13 protein-coding genes are annotated in these 17,387 nt (G+C 56.9%); 9 read left to right on the top strand and 4 right to left on the bottom strand.

Features of this window, described 5'->3' with window-relative positions; genetic code table 11:
• Genes PHC90_10365 through yihA form a run of 4 tightly spaced genes read left to right on the top strand, consistent with a single transcriptional unit; the run spans position 1 to position 6,716 of the window.
• The gene (locus tag PHC90_10365; protein ID MDD3846750.1) at positions 1 to 2,619 is read left to right on the top strand and encodes a sugar transferase; all 2,619 of its coding nucleotides are present in this window, start codon (positions 1 to 3) and stop codon (positions 2,617 to 2,619) included.
• Between the two features lie 28 nt (positions 2,620 to 2,647).
• The gene (locus PHC90_10360) at positions 2,648 to 4,192 is read left to right on the top strand and encodes a glycosyltransferase family 39 protein (protein ID MDD3846749.1); all 1,545 of its coding nucleotides are present in this window, start codon (positions 2,648 to 2,650) and stop codon (positions 4,190 to 4,192) included.
• 47 nt (positions 4,193 to 4,239) lie between these two features.
• Positions 4,240 to 6,108: a nucleoside-diphosphate sugar epimerase/dehydratase gene (locus PHC90_10355; protein MDD3846748.1), complete on the top strand. Its 1,869-nt coding sequence runs from the start codon at positions 4,240 to 4,242 to the stop codon at positions 6,106 to 6,108.
• On the top strand, positions 6,105 to 6,716 hold the full coding sequence (gene yihA, locus PHC90_10350; GenBank protein ID MDD3846747.1) for a ribosome biogenesis GTP-binding protein YihA/YsxC: 612 nt from the start codon (positions 6,105 to 6,107) through the stop codon (positions 6,714 to 6,716). Before PHC90_10355 ends, yihA begins: the two co-directional genes overlap by 4 nt.
• A 24-nt stretch (positions 6,717 to 6,740) precedes the next feature.
• Here yihA and pyrE read toward each other — a convergent pair whose 3' ends face one another.
• The 3 genes from pyrE to PHC90_10335 are packed head-to-tail and all read right to left on the bottom strand — an operon-like array spanning position 6,741 to position 9,237.
• Positions 6,741 to 7,295 (bottom strand): orotate phosphoribosyltransferase, encoded by a 555-nt coding sequence (pyrE, locus tag PHC90_10345; protein ID MDD3846746.1) that lies wholly within the window; start codon positions 7,293 to 7,295, stop codon positions 6,741 to 6,743.
• Entirely contained in the window at positions 7,292 to 8,680 is a 1,389-nt protein-coding gene (gene purF / locus PHC90_10340; protein ID MDD3846745.1) for an amidophosphoribosyltransferase, read from the bottom strand. Before purF ends, pyrE begins: the two co-directional genes overlap by 4 nt.
• 5 nt (positions 8,681 to 8,685) lie before the next feature.
• Complete coding sequence (locus PHC90_10335; protein MDD3846744.1) at positions 8,686 to 9,237, bottom strand: macro domain-containing protein; 552 nt, start codon at positions 9,235 to 9,237, stop codon at positions 8,686 to 8,688.
• A 96-nt stretch (positions 9,238 to 9,333) separates the two neighbouring features.
• On the opposite strand from PHC90_10335, the gene recG reads away from it, so the two are divergent.
• Both recG and pyk read left to right on the top strand, forming a co-directional pair.
• A complete protein-coding gene (recG, locus tag PHC90_10330) occupies positions 9,334 to 11,424 on the top strand; it encodes an ATP-dependent DNA helicase RecG (GenBank protein MDD3846743.1) in 2,091 nt (696 codons plus the stop codon).
• A gap of 29 nt (positions 11,425 to 11,453) precedes the next feature.
• On the top strand, positions 11,454 to 12,884 hold the full coding sequence (gene pyk, locus PHC90_10325; GenBank protein MDD3846742.1) for a pyruvate kinase: 1,431 nt from the start codon (positions 11,454 to 11,456) through the stop codon (positions 12,882 to 12,884).
• Positions 12,885 to 12,900: 16 nt separating this feature from the next.
• Here pyk and PHC90_10320 read toward each other — a convergent pair whose 3' ends face one another.
• The gene (locus tag PHC90_10320) at positions 12,901 to 14,283 is read right to left on the bottom strand and encodes a UTP--glucose-1-phosphate uridylyltransferase (protein ID MDD3846741.1); all 1,383 of its coding nucleotides are present in this window, start codon (positions 14,281 to 14,283) and stop codon (positions 12,901 to 12,903) included.
• 221 nt (positions 14,284 to 14,504) lie between these two features.
• Here PHC90_10320 and PHC90_10315 point away from each other — a divergent pair, with 221 nt between their 5' ends.
• From PHC90_10315 to PHC90_10305, 3 genes are all read left to right on the top strand, one after another.
• Positions 14,505 to 14,843 (top strand): STAS domain-containing protein, encoded by a 339-nt coding sequence (locus PHC90_10315; GenBank protein MDD3846740.1) that lies wholly within the window; start codon positions 14,505 to 14,507, stop codon positions 14,841 to 14,843.
• Positions 14,840 to 16,966 (top strand): chemotaxis protein CheA, encoded by a 2,127-nt coding sequence (locus tag PHC90_10310; GenBank protein ID MDD3846739.1) that lies wholly within the window; start codon positions 14,840 to 14,842, stop codon positions 16,964 to 16,966. The genes PHC90_10315 and PHC90_10310 overlap by 4 nt, the downstream gene beginning before the upstream one ends.
• Positions 16,967 to 17,090: 124 nt before the next feature.
• Positions 17,091 to 17,387, top strand: a 297-nt coding sequence (locus tag PHC90_10305) for a cache domain-containing protein (GenBank protein ID MDD3846738.1), incomplete at its 3' end; no start/stop codon positions are given.

Genomic DNA, 17,387 nt, shown 5'->3' with positions numbered 1-17,387 from the left:
ATGGCGCGTGTGAGTGTCATCATCTGTGTCTTCAATGGCGCGGCCGTCGTATCGTCGGCCGTTGATTCCATAAAGGCCCAGACCTTCACCGATTGGGAGTGCATCATATGTGACGACGCATCCCGGGATAACACGTGGGATGTGCTCCTCGATGTTACCCGCGGCGATGGAAGGTTCGTCCTTATCAGGAATGAGGTGAACAGGGGCCCGGCATACTCCAGGAACAGGTGCATTGAGAAGGCCGGGGGAGAGCTTATAGCCATTCAGGATGCCGATGATGCTTCCATGCCCGATAGGCTTGAAAAACAGGTCGGTCTCCTTGACCGTCGCCAGGATGTGAGCGTTGCGGGAAGTTTCGCGCAGTTGTTCGACGGGGACGGGACGCCATGGGGAGAATTGAGGGCTTCCATGGCTCCGGAAGAAAAGGATTGGCTGAAAGGGTCCCAGGTCATCCACGCATCGGTTATGGTCAGGAAAGAGGACTTGAAGCAGGCAGGTCTCTACGACGAGAACATCCGGATAGCGGAGGATTACGATCTCTTCACGAGGCTGGTGGCCCGGGGCCGCAAAGTGGTCACGCTGCCGGAATTCCTCTATGCGGTGCGGTGGGACGCCTCCAGTTACGGCAGAAAAGGGATGGGCTCCCGATGGCAGGAGGCAACGGTCAGGTGCAGGATAGCCAGGAGGTTGACAGGCAGATGGTATTGCTTCATCCACATGGCACGGCCGTTGCTCCTCGGCCTTGTCCCGTCGTCGCTTCTTTTCATGTATCACAAGAGGGTCCTGCGACGAGCTGAAGGGAAGGTTTCAGGCGAAACTATGATCGAGAGCGCAAGGGACAAGAAGAAGGTCTGTTTCGTAGCCACCCTGGAGATGTCCATCAGGGCCTTTCTCGCTGACCACATGATCCTGCTCCAGGACGACTTCGACCTCTGCGTCGTCTGCGCCACGGAGAACACGACATTTCTCGAACAGTACGGGATCAAGGCAAAGGTGATCCCGGTGCCCATCGAGAGGAACATATCCCTCATCAGCGACGTAAAGGCGCTTCTTGCCATCCACCGGATATTCAGGGAGGAGCGCTTCGACATAGTCCATTCGATAATGCCGAAGTCAGGGCTGCTCGCCATGGCGGCGGGCTTTCTTGCACGCGTGCCCATCAGGGTGCACACCTTTACGGGGCAGGTGTGGAAGAACCTGACCGGTGTCAGGCGATTCGTGCTCAAGACCATGGACAGGGTGCTTGTCGGCTGCGCCACGCATATCCTTGTCGATAGCCCCTCGCAGAGGGAATTCCTCATTGCCCAGGGCATTGTAGGCCGCCGCGGGTCGGCGGTCATAGGGAACGGGTCCATGTGCGGCGTCGACTCCCGAAAGTTCCATTTCGATGATGCCGCAAGGCAGGGCATCAGGGACGCATACGGCATCGGGCCTCGGGATGTCGTGTTCTTCTTTCTCGGCAGAATGAACAGGGACAAGGGTGTCCTCGACCTCGCGAGGGCCTTCGCCGGTGCCTGCGCGAGTTTCGGGAATGTCCACCTTGTCCTTGCGGGTCCCGACGAAGAGAACATGAGAGAGAAGGTTCTCGAGATCTGCTCCCGGTGCTCCGACAGGGTGCATATCACGGGTCCCACCGATGCGCCGGAGGGGCTCATGTCGGCATCTGATGTCCTGTGCCTGCCGAGCTACCGGGAAGGGTTCGGGCTCGTCGTTATAGAAGCGGCGGCCGTGGGCATCCCTTCCATAGGGTCGAGGATATACGGCGTCACCGATGCCATCGAGGAGGGTGTCACGGGCTTTCTCTTTGAGGCGGGCTCCCATCACGATCTTATGCTTAAAATGGTCAAGTTTGTGGAGGATCCCTCCCTGGCGAGAAGGATGGGCGAAAAGGCGAGAGCCTTTGCCGTGGAGAGGTTCTCCCGGGAAAGGATCACCGCCGCCATGCTCGACTACTACAGGATACTTGGCCGCCGTGTCCCGCAGTCCTTCATGAAAAGGGTCTTAGACGTCGTCCTTTCTCTCATAGCCATCATTGCACTCGGAATCCCCATGCTGGTGATCGCCCTTGTTATCTATGTCTCGATGGGCAGTCCCGTGCTTTTCAGGCAGGTGCGCCCCGGGTTTCGGGGCAAGCCTTTTTCCATCATGAAATTCCGTACCATGAATGAGGCCCGTGACCTGCAGGGACGCATACTGCCAGACGAAGCCAGATTGACCGGTGTGGGGAGGGTGGTGCGCAGCTTAAGCCTCGATGAACTGCCCCAACTGTTCAACGTCCTCATGGGCGACCTGAGCTTTGTGGGGCCGAGGCCGCTTCTCATGCAATACATGCCTTTGTACAATGATCATCAGGCGAGGCGCCACGAGGTAAAGCCGGGGATCACAGGCTGGGCGCAGGTCCATGGGCGCAACGCGATCTCGTGGGAGGAGAAGTTCGACCTCGACGTCTGGTATGTGGATCACGCAAGCCTTGCGCTCGACCTCAGGATACTCTGGCTGACCGCTGTGAGTGTGGTGAAGAGAGAGGGCATTTCGGCCGAGGGCTTTGAAACGATGCCGGAGTTCAAAGGCTCTGAAAGAGGAAAAAAGGACAGGAGCAGGCCGGACGGCGGGCTCTGAGGCCGCGGCCACCCCTGAAGAGACATATATGGATCTCCTTTCACGATACCAGAGGCTCACCCCCCTTGTCCTGTTGGCATTCGCCTTGCTCCTGCGGTTGTATGGAGCGGTGGTGCCGGGCATGATCACTCCTGATGGGGTTCTGTACATCAACACCGCAAGGATGATCGAGGCAGGACAGTGGCAGCGGGTGTCGGAAGAGAGCTTCTACACCATCTATCCCTTTCTCATAGTGCTGTTTCAAAAGATAATTCCCAATTGGGAGACTGCGGGGAGGATGGTTTCCGTCACTTTTGGTTCCCTTGCCGTCCTGCCCCTCTACCTTCTTTTCAAGCGCATCTTCGACGCAAGGATAGCCGTCGCGGTCGTGATCGCCTTCACGGTCAGCCACAAGATACTTGAGTTCTCCTCCAATGTTCTCAGGGAGCCCGTTTTCTGGTGTTTCTCCCTCTTTGCCCTCTGGGCTGCCTGGGAGGGCATATCCCGCAGGAAGTGGTTCATGGTGACGGCAGCCGGTTTCTTTGCCGGGTTGTCCGCAATGGCCCGAATGGAAGGCATAGCGCTCATCGGGATCATAACGCTGTGGATGGTGTGGGTATTGCTCTACAAGGAACACAGGGTCAGGACCTTCCTGATATACGCCCTGGTCGTCCTTGTCATTTTTCCCGCAACCTTTGCCGTGCCCCTAACGTTGCTGAAGGCCGAAACGGGAAGATGGGAGCTGGGACTGGTAGGGTCCAGGCTGCCGACCCTTATCACGGGCGATTCAGACGAGGTCCTGGCCGCCCGGGCTTCCGAGTCGGCAGGTCCCCAAACGCCGGCATCGGTTCCGGAGAGGTCTTCCGCCAGGAATCAGATCCATCTCGCAGTCGGTCTGCTGTCAAAGTATTTCGGATCATTCCCCGTCATCTTTCTCGGTCTTTTGTTCTTCGGTGTCTTTCGAAGACGGGTATACCCCTGTTCTGACAGGGAAATTCCTGTCCTGATATGGCTGTTTGTCTACCTTGCGGTGTCCTGGGCCTACATGTCGCGGACCGGTTATTTGAGCACCAGGCATGGTCTTCTCATGGGCATACCCAGTTTCCTCTGGGTCGGGATCGGTTTTTTCGAACTCAATGAGCGCATCAGAAGACTGGTACGGAGTAAGGCGAAGAGGCTCACCGCCCGTCATGCGACCTTCCTGTTCGTGGCTGTGCTGTCCGCGGCTATTTTGCCCCGGACACTCGCGTGGCCCGGACATGAGAAGGTGGAAATGAAGAAGGCGGGAATTTATCTGAAAGGGGCCGGTCATTTGGATGACAAACTGGCCGTCGAGCTCCGGCTGACTCGCCTTGTCTTCTATGCCGACGCCAACTATGTCGTCATTCCCGGAAAGATACGCGCTTCGGCAATGTACGATTTCCTGGTCTCCGTCAAGGCTGCCTACCTTATAGTCGATGAGAAGAACATGGGTCCCGCCGTGAGAGAGTTCATAAAAAATTCCGCCCCGACGACACTGGAGCGCATACCCGTTCCCGAGTTCGAGGGTTACAAACGGTATTCCTTTGCCGTGTTCAGGATAAGAAAACCATAGAAAATGCAGAGCTATGCTGGTATAAGATTTAGGGACTTTCAAAGAAGATGAGAACTCGGCTCATAGGAAACGCGAAGAGGCTTATCGTTCTGATAAGCGACATGGCGGTCACCGCCCTGTCGTACTGGTCGGCCTACTTCCTGCGCTTCAATTTCACCATCCCCGACCACTACTTCGCGGTGTTCCTGAACACACTGCCCGTTCTCGTGGTGATGCGCGTCGTCTGTTTTTCCGTTTTCGGACTCTACAGCGGCGTCTGGCGCTATGCGTCGATGAATGACCTCATCCGGATCCTGAAGGCGACGGTCCTGAGTTCCTTTCTCTTCTTCGTATATGTCGGATTAGTCTACCGCCTCGTCGACTTTCCCCGGTCCGTCTTTGTCATGGACTGGTTCATCATTGTCGCCCTCGTCGGGGGGTCCCGTTTCCTTTACAGGTTATTCAGGGAGTTTTATCCCCTGCGTTCTGTGCAATCTACGACGAAGGTGCTCATCATCGGTGCGGGAAGGGCGGGGGAGATGCTCCTTCGGGAGATGAACCAGAACCCGCGGATCGGTTATGAACCTGTGGGGTTCCTCGATGATGACGGTGCGAAGAAGGGCCTGAGAATTCATGGTGTCTCCGTTCTCGGGAAGGTTGATGACCTGGTGAAGGTCGTCGACAAGAAAGACGTACAGGAGGCCGTGATCGCCATACCCTCTCTCACGGGGAAGGAGATGAGGCACATTGTCAGGCTCTGCGACGAGGCGGGGATAACCTGTAAGACCGTCCCGGCCATGAGCGATATCCTGAATGGGAGCGTTCATGTCAACCAGATACGCAAGATCAGGATAGAGGATGTCCTTGGAAGGGAACGCGTCGAACTCAACAGGGACCAGATCAGGGAGTACCTGACGGGAAAGAGGGTGCTTGTCACCGGGGCCGCCGGTTCAATCGGTTCCGAGCTTTGCCGGCAGATCATGAAGATGGAGCCGGAACAGCTTATTCTCTACGAGAGGGTGGAGAATGAGCTTTACAGGATAAATATGGAGTTCTCTCAGGCGTTCAAGGACAAGCCCTATGCCATGATGCTCGGCGATATACTTGATACGGCGAGGCTTGAGGGCGTCATGGACAGTTTCAAGCCCCAGGTCGTGTTCCATGCGGCGGCTTACAAGCATGTACCCATCATGGAATCCCACCCCCTCGAGGCCCTCAAGAACAATATCCAGGGGACGTACAATGTGGTCAAGGCCTCCCTGCGCTCGGGGGTGGAGAAGTTCGTGCTCATCTCCACGGACAAGGCGGTACGTCCGGCCAATGTGATGGGGGCCACAAAGCGCGTGGCCGAACTCATCTGCCAGGGCATGAACGGCCAGGGCATGACGAAATTGATCGCCGTCAGGTTCGGCAACGTTCTGGGCAGCGCGGGCAGCGTCATTCCCTTGTTTCAGCAGCAGATCATGCAGGGGGGTCCCGTTACCGTGACCCATGCGGAAATGACCCGTTATTTCATGAGCATACCCGAGGCGGCACAGCTTGTCATGCAGGCAGGGGCCATGGGAAAGGGTGGAGAGATATTCGTCCTCGACATGGGCGAGCCGGTGAAGATAGTCGACCTCGCGCATGACATGATCCGCCTCATGGGGCTCAAGGCGGGAGACGATGTGGACATAGTCTACACGGGCCTCAGGCCGGGAGAAAAGCTCCACGAGGAACTTGTCTCCCAGGAAGAGGAATCCATCCGGACGATGCACGGCAAGATCACCATGGTCAAGTCCCCTCCCGTGGACTGGCTTCACCTCAAGGAAGAGATAGAAGACAACGTCCTCAACATCCAGAGTGACGACCCGGCTGCCATCCTCCACATCCTGAACGCCTTGATCAAGGCACACACGGTGGAGCCTGTCCGGGAAGAGGGGTTAGGAAGGGCATGAGGATAATCGACGCCAAGTATGTAAAAAGCGTATCTGCGCCTGAGGACACGGAGATGGGGGATATCCCCGAGATCTGCTTTGTCGGCAGGTCGAACGTGGGCAAATCGTCGCTCATCAACGCGACCGTTACCCAGCGCGTGGCAAGGACAAGTTCCCGGCCCGGCGCCACGAAGATGATCAACATCTATAAGGTCCTCTATGAATCGGGAGGAAGGCGGGATTGGGTGGTTTTTTCCGATTTTCCCGGGTTCGGCTATGCGAGGATCTCCCGGGAAATGGCACGGGACTGGCAGAAAATGGTCGAGGGTTATTTGCTGGGGAATGACCGCATCAGGCGCATAATCTGGCTATTTGATGTGAGGAGGGATCCTGACGACCTCGACAGGATGCTCGTGGAGTGGTTCCTTTCCAACAGCCTTCCCTTCACGCCCGTGCTGACGAAGGTCGACAAGGAGACCCAGAGCAATATTGCGAAGAAAAGACGTTCTTTCGAAGCCTTCGTCAACGGTTCCAAAGCCCACCTTTTTTCAGCCCGCACGGGCTACGGAAAGAAGGAGCTTCTCTCCCATATCGATCAGGTATTGCAGGGTGATTTGGAGTCAGTATGATGCTATTTTATAAGGATATTACTGTTAACTTCTGACATCCTTAAGGTTGAATATAGATTTAAATATGTAACCCTTGGATTCTATAGCCTCTTTGCCACCATCAAGGCGATCGAGCAACGCGACGACGCCTTTCACTGTATACCCTCCCTTTTCAACAGCCTCAATACCTTTCAATGAGGACCCGCCGGTGGTGACCACGTCTTCGAGGATCACCACGTTCATTCCCTTCTTCAGGTTCTTCCCGCCTTCGATCCACTGGTTAGTCCCATGGCCTTTGGGTTCCTTCCGAATCAGGAAACCCCTCAGATCGTCCTTTTCCAGGTAAGCTGCGAGCACCACGGAAGACACGAGAGGGTCGCCGCCGATGCTGACGCCGCCGACCGCGTGAACATCGGGGATCTGCCGGGTCATACCGTACATCATCTTGCCCACCAGGTACATGCCTTCCGGATTAAGTGTCGTCTCCTTGGCATCTATGTAAAAACTGCTCTTTTTCCCGCTGACAAGGGTAAATTCCCCTTCCTCGTAGGATAAGGTCTTGAGGATCTTGAGGAGTGCGCTGCGGTCATCTGTCATCATTTTTCTCCTTTGGCGAACAGTTCCATCTGTTCGAGTTCCATGCCCCAGGGGAACCTGGATGGGTACATGCCGGAAAAACAGGCGTCGCAATAAGAATAATCGCCCTTTCCGAGGGCCTTGCGCATACTCTCTATCGTCAGGTAATGGAGGGAGTCCGAACCCATGTATTCGTTGATCTCGGCGGGTGTATGCGACGCGGCTATGAGCTGGGACCGCGAAGGGGTGTCGATCCCGTAAAAACAGGGGTGGGTCGTAGCAGGCGAACTCACCCTGAAATGTATCTCCTTCGCGCCGTATTGTCTGAGCATCTTGATGATCTTCCTGCCTGTGGTCGCCCTGACGATGGAGTCGTCGATAACGACGATTCGTTTGCCTTTTACGATATCACGCAGTGCGTTCAATTTCAACCTTACTCCGAAATGGCGTATAGAATCCTTCGGCTCTATAAATGTGCGGCCCACATAGTGGTTCCTGATGAGTCCCATCTCGAAAGGGACGCCGGTCTGCTGGGAATAGCCGATGGCGGCGCTTATCCCGGAATCGGGTATGGGGATGACCATGTCCGCGTCGACGGCGCTCTCCCGGGCCAATTGTCTTCCGAGGGCCTTTCTCACGCTGTAGACGGTCTTGCCGAACATGTAGCTGTCGGGCCGGGCGAAATAGATAAATTCGAAGATGCAATGCCTGTGGTCCGTATCCTTAAAGGGCTTGAATGACGTGAGGCCGTCGCTGTTGATGAGAAGCAGTTCTCCTGGTTCGATCTCCCTGATAAATTTGGCGCCTATGAGGTCGAACCCGCAGGTCTCGCTCGACACGGCATAGCCGCCCCTCAGCCTGCCGAGGCACAGCGGCCTGAAGCCGTAGGGGTCCCGCACGGCGATGAGCTCCTTATTGGTGAGAGCAACGATGGAATAGGAACCCTCCATCCGTTTCAATGTGCTGATGAGACGCTCCACGGTGGAATCCTCATGAGCGAGGGCCATGAGGTGGATGACCACCTCCGTATCGGAAGAGGACTGGAAGATGGAGCCGTAGTTTTGAAGCTCATCCTTCACGATCTTCGCGTTGGTCAGGTTTCCGTTGTGGGCCATGGCCAGGAAACCTTGCGAATATTCGACCATGAGGGGCTGGGCGTTGGCGATGGTGCTCGAACCCATGGTGGAATACCTGACGTGACCGATGGCGGACCTGCCGGGGAGCTGCGACAGCACGGGGGCATTAAATATGTCCGAAACGAGCCCCATCTCGCGATGGGTCCTCATGATCTCTCCGTCGGTGCAGGATATGCCCGCGCTCTCCTGTCCCCTGTGCTGAAGGGCATGAAGACCGAGATAGGTAAGATTGGCAGCGTCCCGCTGGTTGAATACGCCAAATATCCCGCACATGGTATCTATCTCCCTTCCAGACCGGCAAGCTCTCCGATAAAGAAATCGATGATACCGGGATCCATAAGGCAGAAAGATATGCTCTTGAGGGGGAGGGGCATCGAATTGTCGGAAAGAAAATCGGCGGTTTCACCGACGATGATCTCGGCGCAGCGCTTTTTGGGGAAGCCGAATATACCAGCGCTGATGGCTGGCAGGGCAATGGACGAGAACCCTTTTTCACGTGCGAGGCCAAGGACGCTGCGCACGGCCTTCTTTAGCTTGTTCTCTTCGTCTCCCTCGCCCCACATAGGGCCGACGGCATGGATCACGTGGCGCGCCCTGAGGCTGCCCGCCGTTGTCAATACAGCGCCGCCGACGGGGACGAAGCCGATCCTGTTGCTCTCTTCCTGGATAATGGATCCCCCCTTACGGACGATCGCGCCGGCCACCCCTCCTCCATGCTGCAGGTATGAATTGGCGGCATTGACTACGGCGTCCACGTCGCTCTCGGTGAGGTCCCCCCTGACAACACTCAACGTGACCGTGTGCAAAGTGACCTCTTTCAATATCTCCATGGCGATTCCCCCTATACAAACCGAATTGGGCGATGAATGGTAAAGACAGCCCGTTGCCCTTCCCATTCCCTGTGCCGTTGTTGTATTATAAACGTTATGCTGGAAAATGAAAACCCGCGCCGTTTGCCTGTCATGTCCCTGAAGGGGGTGGGGCCGGTGATCGGGAAGGGAATGGTGAAGAAGGGGATACAGTGTGTCGATGACCTCTTTTACTTTGTCCCCATACGCTGGCTTGACAGGGGGACGGTGAAAAAGATCGGGGAACTCAGGGCCGGTGAGGGTGCCTGTGTCCTGGCCTCCGTCGATTCCTACCGGTCCATGTTCTTCAGGCATGCCCGCAAAAAGGGCTTCGAGGTGATCGTCACCGATGATACGGGCTCCCTTTCCCTGAAATGGTTCCAGTGGTCAAAGGGCTATCTTCAGAGGATCTGCCAGAAAGGGGCCTTGCTCTTTCTTTCGGGAAAGGTAGGGAAGTTCGGAGAGGCGTTGCAGATCGTCCATCCCGAGGTGACGGTCCTCGGCGAGGACGAAGCCCCGGGGAGGGCGCCGGGGGTCCTTCCCATCTATTCGCAGATCGACGGGGTAAAGCAGGGATTCCTGCGCAACATCGTCTCCGAGGCCGTGAACGTCCTTAATTCCTCACCTGAAGGTATTCTGCCGCGGGAGATGGAGGAGCGTTTTGACCTGATGAACTTTGCCGACGCGGTCAGGTGCGTCCATCGGGCCGATGGAGAGGATTTCACCGAAGAGAAGGGGAACAGGGGCGTCAACAGGCTTATCCTCGAAGAGTATCTCCATTTTCAGATAACCCTCATGTCGAGGAAAAGAAAGGTTCATAGGGAACGGGGGATATCCTTTGCGGCCAACGGCCCTCTCTACCGCAGGTTCCTTGAGAACCTGGGATTTCAGCTTACCGGGGCGCAATCGCGTGTCATGACGGAGATCATATCCGATATGGTTCGGGACATCCCCATGAACAGGCTCCTTCAGGGTGATGTGGGATCGGGAAAGACCGTGTGTGCTGTTGCCTGCGCCTGTGTGGCCATCGATAACGGGTTCCAGGCTGCCTTCATGGCGCCCACCGAGATCCTTGCCGAGCAGCATTATCTCAATGTCCACCGGTGGTTCGCAGAACTCGGCGTTCCCGTGACCCTGCTCAAGGGCGGCATGGGGCGCGAGCGGCGGGGCGTCCTGGACGCGATACGAACGGGCGCCACGCCCATCGTGATCGGCACCCATGCGATGATCCAGGCCGACGTGGAGTTCAACAAGCTGGGCCTGGTGATCATTGACGAGCAGCATCGCTTCGGCGTTGAACAGCGCAAAAGGCTCAAGGACAAGTCGCGCCGCCCCGATGTCCTGAGCATGACCGCGACCCCCATCCCCCGGACCCTTTCCATGGTTGTCTATGGAGACCTCGACGTTTCCGTTATCGATGCAATGCCCGGCGGGAGACAGAAGGTGGTGACGAAGGTGCTTTCCGACGATCAAAGGGAGAAGGCCCACGCCATGATAAGAGAAGAACTTGGGGACGGTCACGGGGTGTTCATCGTTTGTCCCCTTGTCGAGGAATCGGAGCAGATGGGGATCCGCGATGCAACAGGTATGTCCTCTCATTTTCAGGATTCGGTATTTCCTGAGTACAGAGTAGGGCTTCTTCATGGAAGGATGAGCGCCAGGGACAAGGAAGATGTGATGGATGGGTTCCGACATGGCGAGATCGATGTGCTTGTCTGCACGACCGTCATAGAGGTGGGTATTGACGTGCCCCGGGCGACCATGATAGTCGTGGAGAACGCCGAACGGTTCGGGCTGTCGCAGCTGCATCAACTCAGGGGCAGGGTGGGCAGGGGCACGCTCAGGTCCCGGTGCCTGCTTCTGGCATCGACGCAAAGGACGAATCTCGCCACGAAGAGACTCAGGATCATGGAGAAGACCAACGACGGTTTCGCCATCGCCGAGGAGGACTTGAGGATACGGGGTGTCGGGGACATGCTTGGCGTGAGGCAGTCCGGTATGCCTGCCTTCCGTATCGGGGATGTCGTCCGTGACATCGACATTATGATCGAGGCCCGGAAAGTTGCCGAGGACTTCACGGCGGGCCTGCGGGAGCGGGAGATGAAAAAACTGCTGGAACACATCGGAGACAGATTCGAGGATACGAGGGACCTTTCAGGCATCGCCTGAAAACATATTGAAGGACAGGAGGAAAGCGCATGAGAAAGGCCAGAATAGTCTGCACGCTTGGTCCGCCGACCCACAGCAGGAAGGCTCTGGAAATGCTGGTGGCGAAAGGAATGGATGTCGCCCGCCTCAACTTTTCCCATGGCGACCACGAATCCCACGGGTCCCTGATCAGGAAGATCAGGATGGTCGAAAAGAAGCTTCACAGACGCGTGGCGATCCTCCAGGACCTGCAGGGGATCAAGATCAGGGTGGGCTCTCTCTCCGGAGGCAAAGTGAACCTGGAAAAAGGCCGGCCCCTCGAGATACGCACAGGCAATGAGAAGGGCGACAGCCGGTGTGTCTTTATCGATTACCCCTGGCTTGTAGAGGATGCCCGTCCCGGAGACAGGATTCTTCTCGATGACGGGCTCATCCAGCTCGAGGTCCAAAAAACCTCGGGGGAAGGGCTCGACACTGTTGTGGTTGAAGGGGGCATTCTCAAGGAACATAAGGGTGTGAATCTGCCCGGGATGAAGGTGAGCGCGCCTTTCTTCACTGAAAAGGACAGGGCGGATATCGATTTCGGCATCACGATGGGCGTGGACTACGTTGCCCTTTCCTTCGTCAGGAGTGCCGGTGACGTCAGGGAGGTGAAGACATGGCTGAAAGCGCGGGGCGTTTCGATTCCCCTCATCGCCAAAATAGAAAAGGAAGAGGCCATAGGCGATATCGACGCCATCCTCGGTGAGGCCGACGGCATCATGGTGGCGCGCGGGGACCTGGGAGTGGAGATGCCCCTGGAAGAGGTGCCCATGGTCCAGAAGCTCCTCATCAGATCGGCAAACGAGGCGAGAAAGATCGTTATAACAGCAACGCAGATGCTGGAATCCATGACCGGGCACTCACGTCCCACGAGGGCGGAGACAACGGATGTCGCCAATGCCGTGCTTGACGGGACGGATGCACTCATGCTCTCGGCGGAAACGTCGGCGGGTAAATACCCCTTTGACGCCGTGGAGGTCATGGACAGGATCATCAGCTTCACTGAAGGGCGTTTGACGAAGGCCCCGAAGATGCCCTATGTCCCGCCCCGGGAGGACTCGTCCTTCGAATTCGCCGAGGCTGTCGCCGAGGCGGCCTCGCGCGCAGCCGAAGAGATGGGGGCAAGGTGCATCGTGGCCTTCACCATGACGGGTTTCACGGCAAGGCTCATTTCCAAGTTCAGACCCACAATGCCCATCATTGCGCTGTCGCCGGATGAATCGGTGGTAAGGCGAATGAGCCTCTATCGGGGGGTCATCCCCTACGAGGTGAGGAAGCTGACGAATACTGACAGGATGATCGAAACTACGGACCGATTCCTCGTGGAAAAGGAACTGGCAAGAGAGGGTGATGTCATCGTACTCGTGGCGGGTCATCCCATCGCGACGCGGAGCAAGACGAATTTTATGAAGATGCACCGGGTGGGAAAGGGGGAATAAAGAAAAGACACCGTCTTTACTCGATATACATTTCGGCGGAAAGGGTTATGCTTTTGTCGCGGAGCCTGTTGGCGAGGTCATCCGGATCGGTGGCGAAGAGGGGGCTTATCTCTACCTTTGCGTCCGGCGGGACCTCGGAGCCTGTCTTCTTCAGCCAGCTCCGGTGCAGGTCCATGAGCGCCCGTCGGGCGGTCTCGGGCGAATCGGAACCCTCCTTGTTCTTCACGGGCGCGAATTCCTCCTCCCGCGCCACCTCCATGCAGCAGGTCCCTTCGGCCAGCGGTATGGCATCAAAGACGAAGGTCTCGAACTTCCATACATCGATGCTTGCGGGCTCCCAGTCGGCGGAAACCACGTAGGCGGATTTCCTTGCGCGATGATAGGGCAGGGCGAAACCGTCGCTGTTGATGTCCCTGATAAATGAAAGGGAAAAGATGTGGATGGCCGTATTGCCGGCCCAGTAGAGCACTTCGCCCCTCTCATCAAGGGCCTTCATATAGCTCTCGTCGAGGTCGCTGTATTCGATGACGGTGTCTTTTCCATTGAGACTGAGGTACACGCCCACCTTTTCATCCACGCTCCTTCGACGCACGACCTTTGTCGATGCCTGGGAAAGGGCCAGCGAATGGTGCCCGAGAAAGACAGGGTCGGCTATCCTGACGAGAGGATTGTCAACCTGGCAGTAGAAGAGGTGTTCGTAGCCCGCCTCTATCAGTTTTGCCAGGAGACCGCTGTCGGAAAGCGCCTTCAGCGAACCTCCGTGGCCATTGGGACTCGTATAGAAGTGAACCATATCGCGAAGGATGAGGCCGCCTTCGGGGGAGAGGGCCGGGAGAACCTCCTGGGAGAAGAAATGGACCGTGTCGGGATCCAGACCGAAATAGCGGTTCCCATGGAAGAACTTTGTCGTGTCCTCATGATTGTCGCCGCTTGTCATGATGAGAAGAGGTATGGTGACGCCAAATCGCACGCTGAGGGCTTTTACCTGCTCGGCGAAAAGGTGGAAAAGCGTCTTCCCCTTGATCGGCGAGAGTGGGAGGGTGCCCTTGGGGCCCTCGAAGCCGAGCCGCGAGCCCTGGCCGCCGGCCACGATGAGAACGGCCACCTTCTGGCGCCGGAGCAGGGATTCACCAACGGATCGCGCCTTAAGAGCGTCATCGTTCTCGCGGTGGTCTCGTGGTATGCAGACAACGCCGGGGGGTCTGATAACACCGGAGGCCTGCCCGGAGTCGTCGGCCTGGCTGAACTTTTTGTAAAGGTTGAACACCAGGCGGAGGTCCAGGCTGGCATTCGCAGCCAGGAAGCCTTCCCTCTGGTGAGAGGATAGCGCCCGATAGTGTTCGAGGATGTGATGCTGGCCGAAGTGCTCCAGTGTCTTCAGGAATTCCTGTTCCATCATTTTCTCCATCCATCAAGAGACCGATAAGGTGACCTGTCGCCTGTATATAGAATCTTACAAGATTTGGGAGCCTTATGACAAATAATTCTGGGTGTAGGACGTATCCTACATGTGTTTCGGCATTATCCTACACGAGAATCAGACAACGGGGCATATTCGACCTTCGTGACGGGGCGACAAAGGAGATATATACATTGAGTTCACTTACAGGAGAATGAAGAATGGACAGCAGGGTAGAAGAATCAGAACATGGCACGGTCCTCTCTCTCCACGGCGATGTGACAGTCCAGAGTGCGGTTGAACTCAAGGGTGTCCTTGCCCGGGAGCTGGGGGTCGGGAATCTCACCATCGACCTCGCCTACGTCACCGACTGCGACGTGTCTCTTTTCCAGCTTCTATGCGCAGCCCACAGGACATCGCTTGCCGCATCCCGGTCTCTTAAGGTCGGTGATCTCTCCCCCGCGGTCTCGCGGGTGATCTCAGCGGGAGGGTTCCTCCGCGCGGAAGGGTGCTCCGGAGAGACCTGTCTCTGGCAGAAGAAGGAAGGCAAGGTGAAATGATGGACAACCACAGGCAGACATTCATCGAGGAGGCTTTCGAGCTTCTCTCCGACCTCGAGGCGGCACTTCTGGAGCTCGAGGAGGACCCCCTTGACTCAGAACTCATAGGCAGGGTCTTTCGCGCCCTCCACACGATAAAGGGTTCGGGCGCCATGTTCGGCTTCGACGACGTGGCCCGTTTCACCCACACCATAGAAACCGTTTTCGACGATGTTCGTGAGGGCAGACTCACCGTCACCGAAGAACTCATAAGCCTTACCCTCAGGGCGAAGGACCTCATTCGCCTCATGATACAAGCCCCCACCGACGAAGCCTCCCCGCCCGAGGACGCACAGATCCTCATCGACTCCTTCCACGCCGTTGCGAAGGAACAGAAAGAAGGCCCTCCCCAAAACCCGACTGATGTAGAAACACGGGAGGCTTCGTCGTTACCCCCAACAAACCGGCCGGAATGCACATTCCGGATACGTTTCGTTCCCTCCGTAGACATATTCGTGACGGGGACGAACCCCCTTCTCCTCCTCAACGAACTCCACTTCCTCGGGGAGTGCAGGATGTTCGCAAACCTCGACATGATACCTTCCCTTGAGGACATCGACCCCGAGAGATGCTACGTCTCCTGGGATATCATCGTCACCACGGACAGGGGTGTGGACGCCATAAAAGACGTATTCATCTTCATCGACGAGGCGAGCACCATCGACATATCCATGATAGACAGCGAGGACTCCTCCCTGATAGAGGAGGAGGGAACGAAGAGGCTCGGGGAAATACTCGTCGAGAGACGCGACATTGACGGCGAGGAGCTTGAGAGGACCCTCTCGGGGAAGAAGAAGATTGGCGAGATCCTCGTCGAGAAGGGCCTTGTCTCGAAGGAGAAGGTGGAATCGGCCCTCGTGGAGCAGGAGCATCTCAGGAAGGTGAAGAAGGCGGCAAAACGGGATCAGGAGACGACATCGAGCATCCGCGTAACCGCAGATAAGCTTGACACCCTCGTCAACCTCGTGGGAGAGCTGGTGACCGTCCAGGCCCGCTTGAGCCAGATGGCCTCGCGCTTCAGCGACCCCGAACTCGTCTCCATAGCTGAAGAAGTGGAGCGCCTGACGGGCGACCTGAGGGACAACACCCTCAACATCAGGATGCTTCCCATAGGGACGACCTTCGGGCGTTTCAAGAGGCTCGTGCGCGACCTGTCCCAGGAACTCGGGCGCGAGGTGGAAATGACGACGGAGGGCGCCGAAACGGAGCTCGACAAGACTGTTATCGAAAGGCTGAATGACCCGCTCGTCCATCTCATCAGGAACTCCATCGATCACGGCATAGAGTCCCCCGATGTCAGGGAGTCGCTCGGCAAGCCCAGGGCGGGGCTGCTCCACATAGCGGCGCGGCACTCGGGTGCCTACGTCCTCATTGAGATAACCGACGATGGGGCGGGGATAGATAGGGATGCCATACGCAGGAAAGCCGTGGATAAGGGCCTCATCAGCCCCGACGTGGAGCTCCAGGACAAGGAGGCCTTCTCCCTCGTTTTCGCGCCCGGCTTCTCCACATCGGGGGCGGTAACGAGCGTGTCGGGAAGGGGCGTCGGGATGGACGTTGTGAAGAGGACCATCGACAACCTGAGGGGCTCCGTGGAGATAAGCTCGCGGAAGGGAGAGGGGACCACGGTTACCTTGAAGCTTCCGCTCACCCTTGCCATCATAGAGGGCCTCCTCGTGGAGATAGACCAGCAGTTCTTCATTCTGCCGCTGACCATAGTCCAGGAGTGTGTCGAGCTCTCCCGGAGCGATGTGGAGATGTCCCACGGCAGGGATATTGCGAACATACGGGGGGAGATCGTCCCCTACATCCGCCTCAGGGAGTCATTCGCCATTGAGGGGACGAGGCCCGATATAGAGCAGATCGTCATAACAGAGGTAGAGCGCAACAGGATAGGGCTCGTTGTCGACAATGTCATAGGCGAGCACCAGACGGTCATCAAGTCCCTGGGCAAGGCGTACAGGGACATAGAGGGTGTATCGGGAGCGACGATCCTCGGAGACGGGACAGTGGCCCTCATCATGGACGTGGCACGTCTGACGGACGCCGCCTGTGTCGGCGCGGGGTTCGGGATGGCGAGCTGACGGGAAAAGAGAGGCAGGCCATTCTTAATACACTTGTTCGAACGGCGATTCACAAGGTGCCGTCACTGCAATCCTTTCGTTACTACAAGCGGCTCAGGCCAGCACCCTAAAGGAGGTTCTTTCTATGAAGCGTTTTAATAATTGGTCCATTGGAACAAAGGTAATGAGCATATCCATGCTGACAATAGCGATTATCCTGGCCGGCATGCTGTTCTATTTCATCCCCCTCGTCAAGGGGAAACTGATGGAAGAAAAGAAGCTTGCCCTCAACAACGTGGCGGATGTCGCGGTCAGCCTCATGGCATCATATGAGGCGCGGATAAAGGCGGGGGAAGTCAAGCTGGAGGACGCCCAGAAGATGATGGTGTCGAACACCGCCAAGCTGCGCTACAATGGCAACGAATACTTCTTTATCATGAAT

The organism is Syntrophorhabdaceae bacterium (assembly GCA_028698615.1).
GTDB lineage: Bacteria > Desulfobacterota > Syntrophorhabdia > Syntrophorhabdales > Syntrophorhabdaceae > Delta-02.
This window is presented reverse-complemented; position numbering and strand designations above follow the sequence as displayed.